This is a genomic window from Actinoplanes sp. ATCC 53533 (assembly GCF_003947245.1).
On the sequence record NZ_QHHV01000287.1, the window covers coordinates 1 to 17,745 of the forward strand.

Annotated in this window: 17 protein-coding genes and 5 pseudogenes; 11 read left to right on the plus strand and 11 right to left on the minus strand. The window is 68.6% G+C overall.

Features of this window, described 5'->3' with window-relative positions; all coding sequences use genetic code 11:
• Both DMB66_RS53630 and DMB66_RS53635 read right to left on the minus strand, forming a co-directional pair.
• Window positions 1-356, minus strand: a pseudogene (locus DMB66_RS53630) (IS6 family transposase); the annotation flags it as partial.
• A gap of 84 nt (window positions 357-440) precedes the next feature.
• Complete coding sequence (locus DMB66_RS53635) at window positions 441-695, minus strand: hypothetical protein (protein WP_125811768.1); 255 nt, start codon at window positions 693-695, stop codon at window positions 441-443.
• Between the two features lie 2 nt (window positions 696-697).
• Between DMB66_RS53635 and DMB66_RS65460 the strand changes: the two are divergent.
• Window positions 698-817, plus strand: a pseudogene (locus DMB66_RS65460) (MerR family transcriptional regulator); the annotation flags it as partial.
• Window positions 818-1,009: 192 nt separating this feature from the next.
• Here DMB66_RS65460 and DMB66_RS64915 read toward each other — a convergent pair.
• Window positions 1,010-1,774 carry a hypothetical protein gene (locus DMB66_RS64915; RefSeq protein ID WP_125811769.1) on the minus strand — a complete coding sequence of 255 codons (765 nt, stop codon included), beginning with the start codon at window positions 1,772-1,774 and terminating at the stop codon, window positions 1,010-1,012.
• 334 nt (window positions 1,775-2,108) lie between these two features.
• On the opposite strand from DMB66_RS64915, the pseudogene DMB66_RS53650 reads away from it, so the two are divergent.
• Window positions 2,109-2,746, plus strand: a pseudogene (locus tag DMB66_RS53650) (IS6 family transposase).
• Between the two features lie 61 nt (window positions 2,747-2,807).
• Here DMB66_RS53650 and DMB66_RS53655 read toward each other — a convergent pair.
• Together DMB66_RS53655 and DMB66_RS53660 are read right to left on the minus strand one after the other, a co-directional pair.
• A complete protein-coding gene (locus DMB66_RS53655) occupies window positions 2,808-3,140 on the minus strand; it encodes a hypothetical protein (RefSeq protein WP_125811770.1) in 333 nt (110 codons plus the stop codon).
• Window positions 3,141-3,192: 52 nt separating this feature from the next.
• Window positions 3,193-3,759: a BON domain-containing protein gene (locus DMB66_RS53660; protein WP_125811771.1), complete on the minus strand. Its 567-nt coding sequence runs from the start codon at window positions 3,757-3,759 to the stop codon at window positions 3,193-3,195.
• Window positions 3,760-3,942: 183 nt separating this feature from the next.
• On the opposite strand from DMB66_RS53660, the gene DMB66_RS53665 reads away from it, so the two are divergent.
• The 3 genes and pseudogenes from DMB66_RS53665 (at window position 3,943) to DMB66_RS53675 (ending at window position 6,542) form a co-directional block, all read left to right on the plus strand.
• Window positions 3,943-4,620: a response regulator transcription factor gene (locus tag DMB66_RS53665; RefSeq protein ID WP_125811772.1), complete on the plus strand. Its 678-nt coding sequence runs from the start codon at window positions 3,943-3,945 to the stop codon at window positions 4,618-4,620.
• A pseudogene (locus tag DMB66_RS53670) lies at window positions 4,617-5,976 on the plus strand (sensor histidine kinase). The gene DMB66_RS53665 and the pseudogene DMB66_RS53670 overlap by 4 nt, the downstream one beginning before the upstream one ends.
• Window positions 5,973-6,542, plus strand: coding sequence for a GerMN domain-containing protein (locus DMB66_RS53675; RefSeq protein ID WP_125811773.1), 570 nt, complete (start codon window positions 5,973-5,975; stop codon window positions 6,540-6,542). The pseudogene DMB66_RS53670 and the gene DMB66_RS53675 overlap by 4 nt, the downstream one beginning before the upstream one ends.
• Before the next feature lie 53 nt (window positions 6,543-6,595).
• On the opposite strand, the gene DMB66_RS66340 is transcribed toward DMB66_RS53675, so the two are convergent.
• Window positions 6,596-7,189: an STAS domain-containing protein gene (locus DMB66_RS66340; protein WP_125811774.1), complete on the minus strand. Its 594-nt coding sequence runs from the start codon at window positions 7,187-7,189 to the stop codon at window positions 6,596-6,598.
• A gap of 225 nt (window positions 7,190-7,414) precedes the next feature.
• Here DMB66_RS66340 and DMB66_RS53685 point away from each other — a divergent pair, with 225 nt between their 5' ends.
• From DMB66_RS53685 to DMB66_RS53700, 5 genes are all read left to right on the plus strand, one after another.
• Complete coding sequence (locus DMB66_RS53685) at window positions 7,415-7,609, plus strand: hypothetical protein (RefSeq protein ID WP_125811775.1); 195 nt, start codon at window positions 7,415-7,417, stop codon at window positions 7,607-7,609.
• A gap of 106 nt (window positions 7,610-7,715) precedes the next feature.
• Window positions 7,716-8,183, plus strand: a complete 468-nt coding sequence (locus DMB66_RS53690) for a universal stress protein (RefSeq protein WP_158647660.1) — start codon at window positions 7,716-7,718, stop codon at window positions 8,181-8,183.
• A gap of 264 nt (window positions 8,184-8,447) precedes the next feature.
• Complete coding sequence (gene nhaA, locus DMB66_RS53695; RefSeq protein WP_125811777.1) at window positions 8,448-9,848, plus strand: Na+/H+ antiporter NhaA; 1,401 nt, start codon at window positions 8,448-8,450, stop codon at window positions 9,846-9,848.
• A gap of 1,142 nt (window positions 9,849-10,990) precedes the next feature.
• Window positions 10,991-11,161 (plus strand): hypothetical protein, encoded by a 171-nt coding sequence (locus DMB66_RS61930; RefSeq protein ID WP_158647661.1) that lies wholly within the window; start codon window positions 10,991-10,993, stop codon window positions 11,159-11,161.
• Window positions 11,162-11,431: 270 nt separating this feature from the next.
• Entirely contained in the window at window positions 11,432-11,629 is a 198-nt protein-coding gene (locus DMB66_RS53700) for a LysR substrate-binding domain-containing protein (protein ID WP_125811778.1), read from the plus strand.
• Between the two features lie 77 nt (window positions 11,630-11,706).
• Here the strand turns inward: DMB66_RS53700 and DMB66_RS53705 are convergent, their stop codons facing one another.
• From DMB66_RS53705 to DMB66_RS53715, 3 genes are all read right to left on the minus strand, one after another.
• On the minus strand, window positions 11,707-12,762 hold the full coding sequence (locus DMB66_RS53705; protein ID WP_125811779.1) for a sensor histidine kinase KdpD: 1,056 nt from the start codon (window positions 12,760-12,762) through the stop codon (window positions 11,707-11,709).
• Between the two features lie 6 nt (window positions 12,763-12,768).
• A complete protein-coding gene (locus DMB66_RS66345; protein ID WP_125811780.1) occupies window positions 12,769-13,308 on the minus strand; it encodes a winged helix-turn-helix domain-containing protein in 540 nt (179 codons plus the stop codon).
• A gap of 160 nt (window positions 13,309-13,468) precedes the next feature.
• Window positions 13,469-15,220: a DUF1996 domain-containing protein gene (locus DMB66_RS53715; RefSeq protein ID WP_233625494.1), complete on the minus strand. Its 1,752-nt coding sequence runs from the start codon at window positions 15,218-15,220 to the stop codon at window positions 13,469-13,471.
• 365 nt (window positions 15,221-15,585) lie between these two features.
• Here DMB66_RS53715 and DMB66_RS53720 point away from each other — a divergent pair, with 365 nt between their 5' ends.
• A complete protein-coding gene (locus tag DMB66_RS53720; protein ID WP_125811782.1) occupies window positions 15,586-16,326 on the plus strand; it encodes a DUF4142 domain-containing protein in 741 nt (246 codons plus the stop codon).
• Between the two features lie 421 nt (window positions 16,327-16,747).
• Here the strand turns inward: DMB66_RS53720 and DMB66_RS53725 are convergent, their stop codons facing one another.
• Both DMB66_RS53725 and DMB66_RS53730 read right to left on the minus strand, forming a co-directional pair.
• A complete protein-coding gene (locus DMB66_RS53725; RefSeq protein ID WP_125811783.1) occupies window positions 16,748-17,143 on the minus strand; it encodes a BON domain-containing protein in 396 nt (131 codons plus the stop codon).
• 158 nt (window positions 17,144-17,301) lie between these two features.
• Window positions 17,302-17,745, minus strand: a pseudogene (locus DMB66_RS53730) (integrase core domain-containing protein); the annotation flags it as partial.

The window sequence follows — 17,745 nt, forward strand, 5'->3', positions numbered from 1 at the left end:
GGTGATCACCTCACGGGGATGCACCTTCAGGCTGCGCAATACCCGGGTAAAGAACCGGCAGGCCGCACCGGCGTCTCGGCGACCGGTGAGCATCACGTCGATGACCTGACCGTGCTGGTCAATGGCCCGGTAGACGTAGCGCCAGACGCCGTTGACCTTGACACAGGTCTCGTCGACGAACCAGCGGTCGCCCGGCGAATGCGGGCGAACCGTGCGGCGTCGGCCAGCAGCGGGGTGAACCGCTGCACCCACCGGTACACCGTTACGTGGTCGACCTCGACGCCACGTTCGGCCAGTAGTTCCTCGACGTCACGATAGGACAAGCCATAGCGCAGGTACCAACGTATCGCGACCATGATCACGTCGACCGGGAACCGGAAGCCGGCGAACGCCGACCGCGGAGGTGACCAAGTCGGAGACCGTGCTGCACCCGTCACCGCTCAAGCCTGCCTTGATCCTCCGATCCGCCAACGCAACAGAGCCAGCCAGAAGACGACGGAGGTGGGTCCGATCGCTACGAGATAACTGCTGTCCGCAGCGATGTGCGTCCGCTCGACTCCGCGTGGGTGGCCGGTGCCGAGCTGGTGGAGTTGAATGCCGGTCGTGGGGTCCCAGATCCGCACCACCGGATCACCACCCGAGTAGCCGGTGGTGCCGGTGGTGGCCAGCCAGGTGCCGTCCGCGGCGATGTGCACCCATTCGGTTCTTCGAGAAGGTCGGCCTCGTCACAGGTCGACGGCTGACCAACGGCTATCGCGACTTTCCGCCCGAGACAGTGGCTTGGCTGCTCTATGTCCGCACTGCGCAGACGCTCGGGTTCTCGCTGGCGTTATGTAGCGGGTTCATCCTCTGTCCGTTGTCCACGCGGACGTTCGCGTCTCATGATCGCTTTGAGGCCGGATTGTCGGCTCAGCGGGACGGGCGCCGGATGAGTGCCTGGCCCAACCGACTCGCCGATGACGCCCTGCGGGCCGAAGGCACATCGTCGGCCCGCAGGACTCTGCGATGGTCAGGCTGCGCTGAGCAGTGGCACCACGCTGATCGCCAACGGCTTGCTGGTGTTGCGGCTTGCCTCCGTCTTGAGCCTGGGAGTGTCGAACACGAAATTGGGAGCGTTAAGAATGTGGCCGGTGACGTCTTGGAACGCCGAGTCGCCATTGCCCGCCGTGCAGGTCTTCCTGATCGTAATCCTGAGGCCGGAATGCTGCGCGATCTGTTGCTGTACGCACGGTGGGTCGATCTTCGTGGCGACGGTGTTGTTCGCGCCGACCAGCACCGCGGTCAGCGCCTGCGTGCTGAAGCCGGCGCGGGCGCGCGCCACGAGCGCGATCGGGCCGATCGAGTTGACCGCGAAGCCCAACTGGTCGATCGCGGACTGGTCGGTCACTGTGGCAGCCAGGCTGTCGATCAACGTCACACACCCCGTGACGTCCTGCGCCCAACTTCGCATGGTCGCCGCGTCGAACTGGCCGATGTCGGCAAGCTCGACCACCGCATGCCGGGCACACGCCCGGGCCTCGGCCGCCGCCAACAGGTCGACGCGGGAAAGGATCGCGGTCTTGGCCGATTCGATCGAGGCGATGATCTGTTGGGTGGCCTGCTCAAGGGACTTGTCGCCGCCCTTGAATTCCTTCCACAGCGCATACGCCTGCTGCGCCACGGCGATCACCGTCGCCGGGTCGACGACGGCTTGCGCCGGCTGCGCACCGCCGGGAAGGGTAACCACCACTGCAAGCATCCCCGCGGCCAGCCCTCGCCGCATCTTCTTGAGCATCCAAGATCCCTTCTGATTCCTTGGCAAGATCGCGCCCCATCGAGCCGTCTATGAACAGCGTGGAGATGGTCGCCGGAATCCGGCGGTCGGACCGCCGAAACTGGACAGCGTTGGACGGGGTTGGACACAGCCGAGATGCCTGGGTCACCGGAGCCTGGCACGAACCTCTCGACATCCGGATGGGGGGTACCTCGAAGGTCGTCAAGGGGCTCTGTTGCGTTGGCGGATCGGAGGATCAAGGCAGGCTTGAGCGGTGACGGGTGCAGCACGGTCTCCGACTTGGTCACCTCCGCGGTCGGCGTTCGCCGGCTTCCGGTTCCCGGTCGACGTGATCATGGTCGCGATACGTTGGTACCTGCGCTATGGCTTGTCCTACCGTGACGTCGAGGAACTACTGGCCGAACGTGGCGTCGAGGTCGACCACGTAACGGTGTACCGGTGGGTGCAGCGGTTCACCCCGCTGCTGGCCGACGCCGCACGGTTCGCCCGCATTCGCCGGGCGACCGCTGGTTCGTCGACGAGACCTGTGTCAAGGTCAACGGCGTCTGGCGCTACGTCTACCGGGCCATTGACCAGCACGGTCAGGTCATCGACGTGATGCTCACCGGTCGCCGAGACGCCGGTGCGGCCTGCCGGTTCTTTACCCGGGTATTGCGCAGCCTGAAGGTGCATCCCCGTGAGGTGATCACCGATGCCGCACCGGTCTACCCGGCCGTGCTCGACGATCTGCTGCCGGCGGCATGGCACCACGTCGAGCAGTACGCCAACAACCCGATCGAGGCAGATCACGGTCAGCTCAAGCGGCGGCTGAGACCGATGCGCGGGCTCCGGACCGATCGGACCGCCCAAGTGGTGATCGCCGGGCACGCCTTCGTCCAGAACCTGCGGCGCAGCCACTACGAACTCGCAGTCGATATTCGCCCGGCGTTGCGGATCGCCGCGGCGTTCAACGAACTCGCCCGCGCAATCTGACCCCGACCGGGGCGACCTTCAGCGCGACTACGGTTCTCGCAACGCAACAGCGCCCACGAGCTCATCGACCAACAGGGAACCAGCCGGATCCGGGTTCACTGTGCGCCGGCCTGAGGGTCAGTTCGGGCTCGCGAGCCGAGGGCCGGCGCCCGTCCGCGAGTTCGATATGGAATTGCCAGGCGCCCGGCACATCGAGCGCTCGTGCCGCGTACCCGAGGTCCAGCAGGTTCTCGCTCAGATAGCGGTAGTACTTGTCGTGGCGTTTGGCGCGCACGGTGGCGGCGACGGCGACCGGGCCCAGAACCGGCCCGGCGGCGAAGTTCCTGATCACATCGAGGAGCCGCGCCGGCGTGCAACAGCGTTCGTTCGACGGCACACCCGTGAAGCCGGACATCGCGGGTGAGTCGGCCAGCCGGACTGCCGACGTCGGGGCTGCGCTGGCAAGGTCACCGCTTCGGTGCCGATACTGAGTCAGTCAGGCGCCTCCGGCGCCAGTTCACCACGGTGAGGACCAGTCCGACAGCCAGGCAGGTGAGGGCGGCACCGGTCCACCGGGATGTGACCATCAACAGCGTCAGGAAGACCCACGTGCCGCCGGCCAGAGTCGACCACATGAGCACCGATCCTTGCGGCTTCCCGAGCCGTCCGCCCCCCGGCCAGTCCTGAGCCTCCAGCTCGGCAACGATTTTTCGGAACTCGCCGGTGCCCGGGGCAAGCGGTTCGGGGTCGTCATCCTTGGTCACACGCAGCGTATTGCAGATGTCGGCAACGCCCGCGACACCACGTGCGGTGTCGCCGGCCGCCTGCTGCGAGGACCGACTGTCGACGGTGCCGCTGAGCAGGACCACGCGGTTCTGCACCTCCACAGTGATCCGCTGGTGCCGGGTACGGGCGTCGCTCAGCAGCGCGTCCGCCACCTCATAGGTGAGCCGGACATCGGGATCGTCCGTCGCGGGAAACCGGCGCCGGCCACCGGAGAACGACCCGTCATCCGGGAACGGCCACATCATCATGGTCTTCTCCGTTCGGTTCGCAACCGATGTCGGATGGAGGTGCGCCAGGTGGAGTCCTTACCGTCCCCAGGCTGGTGCCGGAGGTTGGCGGAAGCCGTGCGGACCTGTGACAGTCGCATGACAAACGGTGAGGCGGCACCGGTAGCGGCGGCGCGCTGTCCCGGAGGCGGGGATGATGAAGCCATGACAGCCGTACTGGTGATCGAGGACGACGATCGGATCCGCCTGTCCCTGGTGCTCGCCCTGGAGGACGAGGGATACACCGTGTCCGGCGCGGCGACCGCCGAGGAGGGACTGCAGCGGCAGCGACGTGAGCCAGCTGACACGGTGCTGGTCGACCTGATGCTCCCGGGAATCGACGGCTTCGAGTGCATCCGGCAGCTACGCCGCGACGACGACGTGCCGATCATCGTGGTCAGTGCCCGCGACGACACCCACGACATCGTCGCCGCCCTGGAAGCCGGCGCCGACGACTACCTGGTCAAGCCGGTCGCGGTCAAGGAACTGTCCGCCCGGCTCCGCGCGCTACGCCGCCGGGCCCAGGCCGCGGTGACCACCGAGATACCCGGTCTGGTCTTCGGAGACCTGATCATCCGCCCGGAGGCCGGCGAGGTCACCGTACGCGGACAGCAGGTGTCGGTCACCCGCACCGAGTTCCGCCTGCTCTGCGAGCTCGCCGAGCACCCCGGCCGGGTGCTGTCGCGCCAGCAGCTGTTGCAGCGCGTCTGGGAGTACGAGACCGGTGACGAGCGCCTCGTCGACGTCCACGTCGGGCGGCTCCGCAACAAGATCGAAAAGGACTCCGGCGATCCCCGCCACCTGGTCACCGTCCGCGGGCTCGGCTACAAGCTGCTGCGATGAGGTCCGTCGGCCTCCGGGCCCGGGTCACCACCGGGTTCGCCGTCGGCGCGCTGCTCCTGTCGGCGGTCATGGCCTCGGTCTCGTACCAGTTGGTCAGCACGTCGCTGGTCGAGGAGCGGGAGAAGAACGCGATCCGGGCGGCGTACGTCAACGCGGCCGTCGTCAGCGCCGGGCTCGCCGGTGGGCAGCAGGCCGGCGTGGAGGCGCTACGGTCGCTGGACACCGGCACTGAGCGGGATGCGCTGCTACGCATCGACGGCACCTGGTACGGCCGTGGCGCCGACGAGGGCGTCACCGCAGCCATCCCCCAAGAGCTGCAGCAATGGGTCGAGCAGGGCCGGCCGGCGGTGCAGCGGGTCCGAGCCGGCGGGATCCCGGCACTGGTGGTGGCGGTGCCCCTGTCGAGTTCCACCGCGTTCTACGAGATCGACTCCACTGCGCGAGCTGAACGACAACCTCCGCCTACTGGCGCTGGTGCTGACCGCCGTCGCGATCATGACCGCCGTCGCGGGCGCTGCTCTGGGCTGGTACGCCACCCGTTACGTCCTGCGCCCGCTGACCGGCGTCACGGAAGCCGCCCACGACATCGCCGCCGGTGACTTCAACGCCCGCCTCGACCCCGCCGCCGAACCCGACCTGGCCCGCCTCACCACGTCGTTCAACGACATGGTGGACCAACTCTCGGCCCGCATGCATCGCGACCGCCGGTTCGCCGCCGACGTGAGCCACGAGCTGCGTTCGCCGCTGCAGACCCTGTCGGCCGCGGTCAGCGTCGTCACCCGCCGCCGGGAACACCTCGACGAACGCACCGCCACCGCCGTCGGTCTGATCGCCGACGAGATCACCCGGTTCCAGGCTCTGGTCAACGATCTGCTGGAACTCGCGCGCAGCGACCAACCGGCGCAGCGCAGCCTGGTGGACATCGCCGACCTGGCCCGGCTCACCTGCCGGTCCCGGCACGTCGACGAGAGCATCGTCGAGCTTCAGGCGGGCACACCGGGAATGTGGCTGGTGGATCGCCGCCGCATCGAGCAGCTGCTGGCAAACCTGCTCGACAACGCCGAGAAATACGGCGGCGGAGCGATCGCCCTGCGAGCCGGTCGCACGGACAGCGGCTCCTGTTTCCTGGAGGTCGACGACGACGGACCCGGTGTCAACCCCGAGGACCGCGGCACCGTCTTCGATCGATTCGTCCGTGGACGCACGGCGAACTCCCGCGCCGCGGGTGACGGCACCGGGCTGGGGCTCGCGCTGGTGGCGCAGCACGCCGCCGCGCACGGCGGCCACGCCGATGTCCTCGACCGCCCAGGTAGCGGTGCGCGTTTCCGGATCGAGCTGAAGGGATGCACACCATGAGCCGGCGAATGCTGCATCTGGTGACGATCGGCATCCTGGCCGTCAGTGGCTGCGGGGTACGGACCGAGTCGCAGCCGCGCGACTTCGATCCTCCCCCGGGCCCGCGCCCGGTGCCCGCCACGCCGACGCCCAGCAGCCCGCAGGCAGGTACCGCCGCCGAGCCGCTCTACTTCGTCCGTACCGACAGGCTCGTCGCGGTGATCCGCCGGATCCGCGCCGCGCCGACCATCCAGCAGCAGATGGAGCATCTGCTCACCGGACCCACCGAGGCGGAACGCCGTGCGGGACTGTCGAGCACCCTCGCCGGCAACATCACCGTCGCCAAGGTCGGCCTGACCGATGGCGAGGCGACGATCGAGGTCGGCGACGACAGCGATCAGTCCGGGCGTATCGACGATGTGCTGGCCTTCGGCCAGATCGTCTGTACCCTGACCGCGCGTGCCGACGTCACCACGGTCACCTTCCAGCGCGACGGCCGGGCTCTCGGCGTCCCCCGCGCCGACGGTTCGCTGTCCACCGGCGGCCTGACCGCAGCCGACTACACGGCGCTGACGGCTCCCGCATGACACCAGGCACCGGCGACGCCCGGTGCGACCACCACTTACCGGGGCAGAGCGGCTCACCGCCGCCGCGACGCCGACCGGGACCGACGGCTCAGGTGGCTCTCCACAAGGACGGTCAGCACCACGATGACCAGCAACACCGACACGACCCCGGACGTCGTCCAAAACACCACGAGCACGGCTGCCGCTGCCGTCAGCACACCGCACCACGGACAGCCGCCACCGTTCCCGGCCGGCTCCGGGGCCGTCGCTCCGGTCGACCTCGTGTTCGTTCGCCCTAATGCCGCCGATCGGCAGGGCTGAGTCGTGGTCGTGGTCTGCCGCGGCGGAAGCCGCTCCAGCCGCAAGATGTGCTCGACGCGGGCGATCCGCAGGACATTCCGCACCTGGGGAACCGGAGAACGCAGCACGACGCGGCCATCGAACAGCCAGGCGCACCGGTGCACCTCGAGCAGCAGCGCGACCCCCGCAGCATCGATGAACGTGCACCCGGCGAGGTCGATGACGATCGAACGCGGTTGCACGGCGAGCACGCCCCGCATCGCCGAGCGGACGTCCGGTACCGCATCGGCATCGAGTTCCCCACCGATGACGACCTCGACCACCGATATGCCGGGCGCTGAGGTTGCCGGCGGTGGCATCACGACCATCTGAGCCTCCCCACGTTGTCCCACGCTGAAGATGGCCAGCCTGCGCCCGCGATGTGGAGCCGGCTCCACGGATCTGTGACAGTCCGGTGACGGACGACTGCCTCCTGCATCGGCCGACGCGTCACCGAGGTGTCATGGGTTCGCGGCATCACCTACGTATCAGCCGGTCATTGTGGCTAGCGAGGCGGCCCGCGCCGGACGGTGCCGGACGGAAAGGGATGACCGATGAACGCTCGTATGCTGCGAACACTCATCTCGATGATCGCTGTCCTCGTCCTGATGACGGCAGGCATCATCCTTGCCGCCGTCCAGGGATCATCAGCGGGAGTCGTCCTGGCCGTGATCGTCGGCACGCTCGTCCTCTCCTACGCCGTCCGCCATGAGGTTCGATCGGCCTATGTCTACCGGCGGGAAGACTGACCCCGGTACAACGGGAGAGGTCACGGCGCCGGGAAGCGCGGGGACGGTGCACGGATACGAGCGACCGCCCTCTGGCACGCGCGGACCGACACCGATGGGAGTCGCCATGCCTGACATCCAGCCGCGGACGCGCCACACCGGCCGCGCGAACACACCCGCCACAGTCGTCGTCGGCATCGACGGCTCCGACGGCACGATCACCGCCGGACGCTGGGCCGCGAGCCACGCCCGTGTGATCGGCGCCCGGCTGCGCCTGGTCCACGCGGTCACCGAGTCGGTCAGCGCGACAGCCGTCCTGCCGCCGGTGAGCATCACCGCCACCCCGCACCGCCGCCGGGCCCGCCCCCGCAAACGCGTGGTGGCACTGGCCACCGCGGAGGCTCGCCTGTTCGCCCCGAACGTCGAGGTGTCCGGCTGCGTCGCGCCGGGCGGCGCCGCCGAGGTGCTGATCGACGCGTCGGCCGGCGGAAGCCTGCTCGTCGTCGGCTCCCGGGGCCTGAGCCGGCTGTCCGGGTCGCTGACCGGCTCGGTCGGTGTACAGGTCTCCGCGCGGGCGCACTGCCGATGTCCGTGACCTGGAGCGGACGCTCCTTGTCCGGCGGCAGCGGGATCGGCCGGAGCTGGTCCACCGCGGTGGAATGGGCGCAGTTGGTCCTGCGATAACCGGCTCGGCAGGGGTGTGCCTGAGTCGCTCTTACGGGTGGCAGTTGGACGTTGCTCCCGTCACGTTCTGCTGCATCCGCGGCCGCGTAGGGCGTTCCGACGGTAGGGTTTGCCGCAGGTGCGCCGGGAAGTCTGGTCGGCAACGTCCGACCCGACCCCGGAAACAGGAGCGCTCATGACGCAGCCACCCGGCCACGCCCCGCATCTGCTCGGCCGGGGGTCCTGGCTCGAGGCCCGCCGCATCGCCGACATCCTGCGTAAGGAGACCATCGGCGGGATGCTCCTGCTTGCCGGTGCCGTCGCGGCGCTGATCTGGGCGAACTCGCCCTGGGCAGACAGCTACGAGGCGCTGCGCGGCTTCACCTTCGGCCCCGAGGCGCTGCACCTGGACCTGTCGGTGGCGACCTGGGCCGCCGACGGTTTGCTGGCGATCTTCTTCTTCGTCGCCGGGCTGGAGCTCAAACGCGAGTTCGTCGCCGGAGACCTGCGTGATCCCCGCCGGGCGGCCGTGCCGATCGCCGCCGCCGTGGGCGGTGTGCTGGTGCCCGCCGTCCTGTACGCCCTGTTCAACCTCACCTCCGGTCAGGGCAAGGGCTGGGCGATCCCGACCGCCACCGACATCGCGTTCGCCCTGGCCGTGCTCGCCGTGATCGGCCGGTGCCTGCCACACGCGATGCGCACGTTCCTGCTCACCCTCGCTGTGGTCGACGACCTGCTCGCGATCGTCATCATCGCCGTGTTCTACACCGCGAGCCTGTCGGTGCTGCCGCTGCTGGCCGCGTTGGTGCCGCTGGCCGCGTTCACCGTGCTGGTGCAGCGGCGGGTGCGTTCGTGGTGGCTGCTGCTGCCGCTGGCCTTCGCCACGTGGACGCTGATGCACGCCTCCGGGGTGCACGCCACCGTCGCCGGGGTCCTGCTGGGCTTCGCCGTACCGGTGCTGCGCAGCCGGGCAGCGGGCGGCCCGGACGCCGGTCCCGGCCTGGCCGAGCACTTCGAGCACCGGTTCCGGCCCCTCTCCGCGGGCGTCGCCGTGCCGATCTTCGCGCTGATGTCGGCCGGCGTGGCGATCGGCGGGTTCAGCGGACTCGCGTCCGCGCTCACCGATCCGGTGGCGGTGGGCATCGTGGTCGGGCTGGTGGTGGGCAAGCCGATCGGGATCACCGGCGCGACCTGGCTGGTCACCCGGTTCACCCGGGCCCGGCTCGACACCAGCTTCGGTTGGATCGATGTGTTCGGACTCGCTGTGCTCGCCGGCATCGGCTTCACCGTGTCGCTGCTCATCGGGGAGCTGGCCTTCGGCATCGGCAGCGACCGTGACGACCACGTCAAGGTCGCCGTGCTGACCGGTTCCCTGGCCGCGGCCCTGCTGGCAACGGTCATCCTGCGGCTGCGCAACCGCACCTATCGGCGCATCTACGACGCCGAGAACGCTGACATCGACCGCGACGACATCCCCGACGTGTACCAGCAGGACAGCGCCGGCCGTCCGGAGACCCCCCCGACCTGCCTGAACAACATCAGCCCCGCAGGTGCTCGATGGCGGCGATCAAGGTGGCAACGGTTCCCGGCCATATAGCGGTTCAGTGACAACGCCCATCGCGATCCACGCGTCAACCAGTCGCGTCATCAGGGTGTCATGCATCCGCGTCGCCACGTACGGACTGGTTGGTCACTGTGGATGAAGAAGCGCGCTGATCGCCTTCTGGCACCGGAGTCGACTCGACGAGGAGCCGGTCCGCGTCCTCGTAGGTCAATCGCACATCGGGATCTTCCGTTGCGGAGGTCCGACTTTCAGGGGTTGGAGAACGACCCGTCGTCCGGTATCGGTCACATCATCATGGTCCATGGTCCGTCGGCTCGGTTGACTCGGGAACGCGACGTTGGATCAGCCTCCTCGTTGCCGTGCTCGAGCTGCTCCTCCATCGCGAGATGCCGGCCTGGCGGGTCCTGCGCAGGTGCATGACAGCCCGACGACATCGTGGCTGGGCGAATCGTCTCGGCTCCTCGCAGCCGACACGAGGCGGGTGTGCTGTCATGGAATCGTCATACGACCGCGTCGGCTATGCCATATGTGACGGCAATCCTGGTCGAAGCGGCGTCGGCCGAGGCCTGCGGCCATATCCCACCCCCTACAGCGGTCGGGGCCTTGGACGACATCGTGCCGCAAGACATCTGTACGCGGACGCACCGGTTCGGGCGTCCGCGTACAGATACGGCAGCTGCGGCGGAACACAACCAGGTCCCCGCATAGGGCGCTGGCCTGTGCCTACGGTCCTCGCCCGTCCAGCGCCCCCAGATCATGACCAACCGCCCCTCGACGCCACACTGGTCACTGTAGAGCGGTCGCTACATCTCAGCAGCGCGATCTCACCTCGATCAAGCAAGGCGGCGGCGACGTCGCCCACGGCCGGCCGTACCTGGACGAGCCGAAGACCGCCGCCGGGCAATGCACCTTCTCCCTCGACCAGACCACCATCGCGGTCCTGCGCCTGCACCACCGCCGCCAGCGACTGGGTCCACGACCTTGGCATACGATGCCGGCCGGGCTGGTGTTCACCCGACCCGACGGTCGGCCGATCCGCCCCGGACTGGCTCACCCACCACTTCACCGCCCTGGTCACCGCGTCCGGGCCGCCTCCGGTACCGCAGCGCGACCTGCGGTACGGCGCGGCCACCATCGCCCTGACCGCGCACGTCGATTTGAAGACGGTGCAGGACATGCTCGGCCGCACCAGCTACGCCTACACCGCCGATACCTACGCCACACCGTGCTACCCGAACAGGCGAAGCAGGCTGCGGAATCCACGGCGCGACTCGTGCTCGAACGCTCTGCGGAAGCTGCCCGCGGCCGAGCCCATGCCGGCGGAGCCGGCCTCGACGGCGGCGTGATATCGCGTCCGACTACTCGACGGGTATCGTTCGGGGTCTTCCCCTCAGCGGCAAGCACGGTGAAGGCGACACCGGTGACGAGCAAGAGCGAGGCCACCGACTGGCCCATGCCGTCCCACCGCGAGTGCCAACGAGTGCGACCAGATCACTCGCCGGCGTCTCTCACCGTCATGGTCCACGTCGCTGGACTTCTTCCGCCCTCGGGGTCGACCACCTCGGCGATGTGCGTCCTTGCGACGCGCTCGCAGACGTGATCGTCCAGCGCATGAAATGCCGCGAGATCGTCAATATCAGCGCCGACGGCGCCGCTATCCGGCGTTGCAGGTACGGGTCGCCGAACACGAAACCGCCGACCAGATCCGGCTGCTGCACCTCGGTCAGCTCGACCTGGGACTGGTTCATCTGCCGGTCGACCTGCCGCCGGCCTGGACACCATTCCGGTCCTCGACGACCGAGTTGGGATCGTAACCGACGCCGGTGTCAGCAGGGATGACCCGCTCATCCAATCATGGTGACCGACCACATAGGAGTCAAGCGCGGCGCATTCACCCATGACGCAGTGCGACAGAGCCGCCCGCGGGAATCCGTACCTCGAACCGGCAGCCGTTGCGGGTGTTGCGCACCCCCACGTGGCCGCCGTGGGCTTCGACGAGGCCTCGGACGATGGCCAGGCCGAGGCCGCCGCCTGAGGCTGCCCCGCCTGGGCCGTCATCATGGGGCCATGGTGTCCGGGCGCGTTCGCCGCGGAATGCCACGTCGAAGACCTTGGGTAGATCTACCTCCGGAATGCCGCCGCAGGTGTCCGAGACCGCCAGCCAGACCTCGCCGTGTTCGGCGCCGGCATCGACCGTCACTGTGCCGTCCGGGGGCGTGTAGCGCACGGAGTTGACCAGTAGGTTCGCTACCACGCGGCTCAGTTCGGGCTCGCCGCCGACCACCACCGGCCAGCCGGCTTCGCGGGCCAGGATCCGGATGCCGCGGCGTGCGGCCAGCGGCGCGGTGGTGGCGATGGCGTCCGAGACGACCTCGCGCAGCGGCACGGTCGACAGGGCTATCCGCAGTGCGCCGGCGGTGATGCGGGACAGCTCGAACAGGTCGTCGACCAGGTGGGCCATCCGATCCGCCTCGATCCGGATCCGCCGGTGATAGTCCGCCACGGTCCGCCGATCGCCGACCACGTTGTCTTCCAAGGCCTCGGCCATCGCCCGCAGCCCTGCGAGCGGGGTACGCAGGTCGTGGGAGACCCAGGCCACCAGGTCGCGCCGATCGGCCTCCAGCTGTCGTTCGCGTTCGCGTGCCTGAGCGGCCCAGACGGAGGCGGCGGCGAGCCGGCGACCGAAGATCGCGCCCACCGTGAGGCTGACCGCCGCCGACGCGGCCACGGTGAGCAGCACGACTTGCAGGTCGTGCGCGGACAGGAACATGGCGTGGGCCACGGCGGCGACCCCGGCGGCGACCGAGGCGACGGTGATCGTCAGCAGCAGGGCGACATTCAGGAAGATCGAGTGGTTCCGGAGTACCCGCAGGGCGATCGCGCCGCCGACGCCGACCACGGTCCCGGCGGCGAGGGCGTAGAGGCCGATCAGGATCAGGTCAGTCATTGCCGGTCATCCGTTCGTAGCAGTAGCCGACCCCGCACGGTGAGGGTTCGCCGGGCGCGGTCGGGTCGGCCTGGATCTGCTCCCGCCACCCGGACAGGGACGGTGACCGTCGACTGGTCGCCGAGCTGCGAGGCCCCAGATCTTGTCGAGCAGTTCGGCGCGCGACCAGGCGCGGGCGGGGTGGCGCGGCAGGAACGCGAGGAGGTCGGATTCCCGGGTCGTGAGGGCGAGACGGCCGCGATCGGCGTTGTGAGTCTCTACCGGTCGTCTTGTGCCTTGGTCGAGTTCTGGCGGAGGGGGCCGGGTCGAGACCGCCGCACGTCGACGGCTCCACGTCTTGGTGATCGTGGCTGGCTGTGGTGTGCGTCGCGCCGTCCGGTGGCGTCGTGCTCGCTCGAGTTCCCCGGCAGGGTTGATCGCTGCCCAGGGAGGGCCACCCGGGTTTGCCGGTCGCCCGCGTGCCGAGACTAGCGTGGCTGGGGCGGCGGTAACGACACCCGGTTTGACCGCGATCGCGGTGGCAGGAAGTAGGACCCCGATGTGCATGGTGTTCGACCGCCTTCGCGGTAGTCGCAGCGAATGGCGCCGCCCGGTGGCGATGGCCGCCCTGACGATGGCGGGTGAAGGCCGGTCAGTGGCCGGCCTGCCACCAAGACTCAGGAAGCCTTGGTGGCAGGGCGGTTGCCGGAGGCTGGGGTGGTTTCGGTCAGTCGCAGTTCTTGCCCTTGTTGATGCAGGTGGCGATCTTCTGCATGGTCTGGGCGGAGTTGACGTTGATGAAGTCGTTGTGGTCGGAGAACGGGTTGTGGTCTTCCTCGGGGAAGGAGTCCAGCGCGAACTGTCCCTTGGTCTGTACGTCGCGGGGGATGTCGTAGGAGATGGTGATGCGCAGCTGCGGGATGGCGACGAAGCCCTGCTTGCAGGCGCCGGTGTTGGTGTCGGCGAAGGCCAGGTGGTCGCGGTGGTTGGTGCTGTCGATGTTCTTGCCGTCCCAGCAGCCGGGGAAGTCCTGGACGCGCTGGACCTGCTGGCCGGCGGGGCAGATCGGGTACTTGTCGGCGAGGCGGTCGGTGAAGCCGGAACAGGTCCAGGTGGCACGGGCGTTGGCCGGGCCGCGGCTGATCGGCTTGGCGTCACCGGTCAGCGCCCGCAGGAACTTCGGCATGGGAACAACCTTGCTGGTGGCGTTACCGCGGTACTCGATCAGCACCTTGGCGGGCCGGACGATGCCACCGGTGTTGTTCGGCAGTTCCAGGTTCGGGCCTTGCGGGTCCGGCAGAGCGGCGGGAGCGCTGGGCGCGGGGGCGCTGGGCGCGGCCGCCCCACCGTTCTGGCCGTTCTGGTTGCCCTGGTTGTTCTGGCCGTTCTGGGTCTGGGGCTGGCCGGTCACGGTGCAGCCGGCGAGCGCCTCGAGGCCTTGGGGGCGGGCGGCGCTACGGGAGATGGCGATGCCGATGCGGTCGAGCACGGCGGTGCGCTTGGCCTTCAGCGGGCCGAGGATGGCGTTGTCGACGAAGTTCTTCCCGCCCTGACCGCGGGTGGTGACCAGGCGTTCGTTGGCCTCGGAGAGCTGCCGGTCGAGCTCGGCGAGGTTGCGGTTGACCTCATTGAGAGCCTGCCCGGGCACGCCCGGGAGTTTGTCACGCACGGTCGGGCACTGGATCTGCGAGGAGGCAGCCAGACCGGCCTTCACGCTGGCCGTGGAGTGGCGCATGGCGGCGTGCATGCCGTCGTAGTTGGTGTCGCATTCCACCAGCGAGACCATGCCGGAGGTGCGGCCACCGCCGGCGGCGGCGATCCTGTCGCTGATGCCCTTGATCAGTTTGGTGCGCTGGGCGCGCAGGTCGGCCAGCACGGAGGCGTTGAGGCGGGCGTCGATGCGGCCCTTGCTGGTGGCCATCGTCTTGTTGGCGGCGGCGACTGCGCGGTCGAGCGCGGCCAGCCGGGTATCGACGGCACGCTTGGCCCGCGCGGGCACGGCCGGCAGCCGGTCACGGACGTTGGGGCAGGTCACCATCGGGGTCGTCGCGGCCAGGGCGCGTGCGGTGTCGTTGCCGGAGCGGACGGTCTTATCGATGCGGACGACCGGCCAGAAGTAGGAGGACTTGTCGCCGTTCTTGCAGGTGGTACCGGAGGCGTCCAGGTCGGCGTTGGAGGAGTTCGTGGTGATGGCGAGGTTGCCGATGAAGTCGTGCAGGTGCTCGGCGCCGTTCTTGATGCCCGGCTGCGCGACAGGGTTGTCCGGGCTGAACTTGCCGTTGCCGTTGGTCCCACAGTCCACGACGAACGAGCCCTTGGAGGCCTGCGCGCCGGGCGCGGGGTTCTGCACGTTGGGCTGAACCTGCTCGATGGGCACGAACTGGTCCAGTTCGGTGGCCGCCTCCGCGGTGCCCTTGCCGCCGCTGGACACGAACGTGGCGGTCAGAACCCCGGACGCGGCCACGACCGCCACGGCCATGGCGATCCTTGCGGTACGTGTTTGCATTCGCCCACTTCGGGCTGGTGTGTTTCGCACGCTCACTCCTCACAACCTTTAGTGCCTGTGGCGGCTCCGGCGGTGCCGCCGGTCACAGGTACGGGGTCCGCGTGGCCGTGGATGGGTTTGTTTCGATGCGTAAGGAGTAGGTAAGAACTCGCTGCCGCGAGATTCACCACGCCTACCTGCTTGTCGGTGGAGGCGGGCTGGATCGAGGTCGTCGGTGAGTTCTTACCGAACGGTGACGCATCGACGTCGCCCCGGTCGACGAGGGCCGGGCGGCCGTACCTTGTGGTGCCATCGGTGCTCCGGCACGGAGTATCGCCGTCTCGCCCGAGGAGATCCCCATGAACGTCCGATGCGTGGAGACGATCCGTGCGACTGTCGCGCGCCGTACGGCCGCACTGGTGGTCGGGGCCCTGGTGGGCCTCGCCGGGGCTCCGGCCAGTGCGCTCGCCGCGCCCGTGACACCGACCCAGCTCAACGCCGCCGACATGACCTTGTTCAACGGGGTTCGCCTGGCCGGCCTGTGGGAGATACCCGCCGGGCAGATGGCCGCCGAGAAGGGCAAGAACCCCAAGGTACGACAGGTCGGCACAATGATCGCCGAGCAGCACGTGGAACTGGACCAGCTCGCCGTCGACGCCGCCAACAAGCTCGGCGCGGCCCTGCCGTCCACGCCGAACGCCGACCAGCAGGGCTGGCTCAAAGAAATGGAGAACGCCAACGGTGACCGCTTCGACCAGATATTCGTGACCCGCCTCCGCGAGGCCCACGGCAAGATCTTCCCGGTGATCGGCGCGGTCCGCGCTTCCACCCGCAACCCCGTCGTCCGCAAGCTCGCCGACGACGCGAACGTCTTCGTCATGCACCACATGCAGATGCTGGAAAGCACCGGACTGGTCCGATACACCGAACTTCCGCCGGCCGCGATCCCCGCCGCTCAGGACACCTCACAGCTGGCCCTCGCCAAGGCCAACGCAGGCAGCTCGACGCCGGTCAACCCGGCCGTCGTCTGGGCGATGCTGTTCGCCGCCATCGGCGTCGGCACGATCATGGTGATTCGGCTCCGGCGCTCCAGAGTCTGAACCCGCTAATGCTATGGCCTCCGCAGGTCGGTCAGCTGGCCATCACGCGCCGCCGGAGAACCTTCCGCCAGGTGGCCTGGCAGACAAACGTCGACGCACCCGGATGTGCCCCGCCCGGCCAGCGCCGGGCACCCGTACCTCGAGTCAAGCAGTGGCCAGCAGCACCGCGAACGACAGCCGGGAAACCAGCCCGAACAGTTCAGAAGCTCCGCCTGGACCGATCGATACCGACCCGGTTCCAGGCGGAAACATCGCCAGCACAGCCCTCGCTACCAGTGCGGCAACGAATGGCTGGCCAAGCCACACCGAACGCACCACCACCACTGCCCATGGCGGTGAACGAACGCCGCGGCCAGCACAGATCGCCATTGAGACATCGGACCAATCTCGTCCGGCAACCGATGAACTGGACGGCGGGCGTCTACCAGTTCCCCGCAGCGGTGTCGGTGACCTTCAGCAGGTTACAGACGTCCCGGACGCCTGGGACCGTCCAGGCCCGGCGACCCGCCGCGGCCCTGGATTCGGCAGAGCCCAGCTCGCCGATCAGAATGGCCACCCTGTTCTGCACCAGGATCTCCAGATGGCGGCCATGGACGCACGGATCGCGCTGGAGGGCTTCGGCCACCAGCGAAGCGAGCCCGTCGTCCGACGGCCAGGCTGACATCGCCCGTCCTTCAGCGAAGACGTCGGCATCGTGGACCCATTCGCCTGCCTCGTCACCGTCAAGGTCCTCGGCCGGATCGACGCCGGAGGCCTTCGCCACGGGCCGGCGATCCCGATCATCGTCGCCATCGGAATTGAGCCACGGGGGAATCACAGGCGGTCAGCTCCTTTGTGCTCAGTGGTAGGCACCTGGACGGCATCTCTTGCGAGGTGATGGGCGGGATACGGCGAGCGGCCGTCAAGGGCGGGAACGCACGAGCCCTGTTCGGCGGGTGACCCCGGTATCTGTCAAGTCAAATGAGACATTTGGGGTTAAGTCTTCTGTAGTTCTGCGGTTGGTTGGTTGATCCAGCTGTGGCCGGGGATCTGGGGTGGGCGGGGTCGTCGGGCGAAGCGTTCGGGGTGGGCGGCTCGGGCGGTGTCGAGGGTCTGCTGGCGGGCGGCGTCGATCGGGCCGGTGGTCGCGAAGTGGACCGAGGCTGGGGTGTGCCAGCCGATCCCGGAGTGGCGGTGGACGTGGTTGTACTCGGCGAAGAACCCGTCGCAGTACGCCCGCGCGGCCGATAGATTCGGGAATGATCCGGGGAAATCGTGCAGGTATTTCAACGTCTTGAACTGTGCCTCGGAGAACGGGTTGTCATCCGATATTCGGGGCCGGGAATGGGTGCGGGTGACGCCGAGGTTGGCCGAGCAGCGCCGATACCGGCTGGGAGGTCATCGAGGTGCCCCGGTCGGCGTGCACGGTGTGCGGGATCT

Excerpts from the sequence above, each read along its gene's own strand:
- DMB66_RS53705 (WP_125811779.1), bottom strand. The coding sequence starts at position 12,762 with ATGACTGACCTGATCCTGATCGGCCTCTACGCCCTCGCCGCCGGGACC.
- DMB66_RS53675 (WP_125811773.1), top strand. The coding sequence starts at position 5,973 with ATGAGCCGGCGAATGCTGCATCTGGTGACGATCGGCATCCTGGCCGTC.
- nhaA (WP_125811777.1), top strand. The coding sequence starts at position 8,448 with ATGACGCAGCCACCCGGCCACGCCCCGCATCTGCTCGGCCGGGGGTCC.
- DMB66_RS66345 (WP_125811780.1), bottom strand. The coding sequence starts at position 13,308 with ATGCACATCGGGGTCCTACTTCCTGCCACCGCGATCGCGGTCAAACCG.
- DMB66_RS53715 (WP_233625494.1), bottom strand. The coding sequence starts at position 15,220 with ATGGCCGTGGCGGTCGTGGCCGCGTCCGGGGTTCTGACCGCCACGTTC.
- DMB66_RS53665 (WP_125811772.1), top strand. The coding sequence starts at position 3,943 with ATGACAGCCGTACTGGTGATCGAGGACGACGATCGGATCCGCCTGTCC.
- DMB66_RS64915 (WP_125811769.1), bottom strand. The coding sequence starts at position 1,774 with ATGCTCAAGAAGATGCGGCGAGGGCTGGCCGCGGGGATGCTTGCAGTG.
- DMB66_RS53655 (WP_125811770.1), bottom strand. The coding sequence starts at position 3,140 with ATGTCCGGCTTCACGGGTGTGCCGTCGAACGAACGCTGTTGCACGCCG.
- DMB66_RS53690 (WP_158647660.1), top strand. The coding sequence starts at position 7,716 with ATGCCTGACATCCAGCCGCGGACGCGCCACACCGGCCGCGCGAACACA.
- DMB66_RS53685 (WP_125811775.1), top strand. The coding sequence starts at position 7,415 with ATGAACGCTCGTATGCTGCGAACACTCATCTCGATGATCGCTGTCCTC.
- DMB66_RS66340 (WP_125811774.1), bottom strand. The coding sequence starts at position 7,189 with ATGGTCGTGATGCCACCGCCGGCAACCTCAGCGCCCGGCATATCGGTG.
- DMB66_RS53720 (WP_125811782.1), top strand. The coding sequence starts at position 15,586 with ATGAACGTCCGATGCGTGGAGACGATCCGTGCGACTGTCGCGCGCCGT.
- DMB66_RS53660 (WP_125811771.1), bottom strand. The coding sequence starts at position 3,759 with ATGATGATGTGGCCGTTCCCGGATGACGGGTCGTTCTCCGGTGGCCGG.
- DMB66_RS53700 (WP_125811778.1), top strand. The coding sequence starts at position 11,432 with ATGCCGCGAGATCGTCAATATCAGCGCCGACGGCGCCGCTATCCGGCG.
- DMB66_RS61930 (WP_158647661.1), top strand. The coding sequence starts at position 10,991 with ATGCTCGGCCGCACCAGCTACGCCTACACCGCCGATACCTACGCCACA.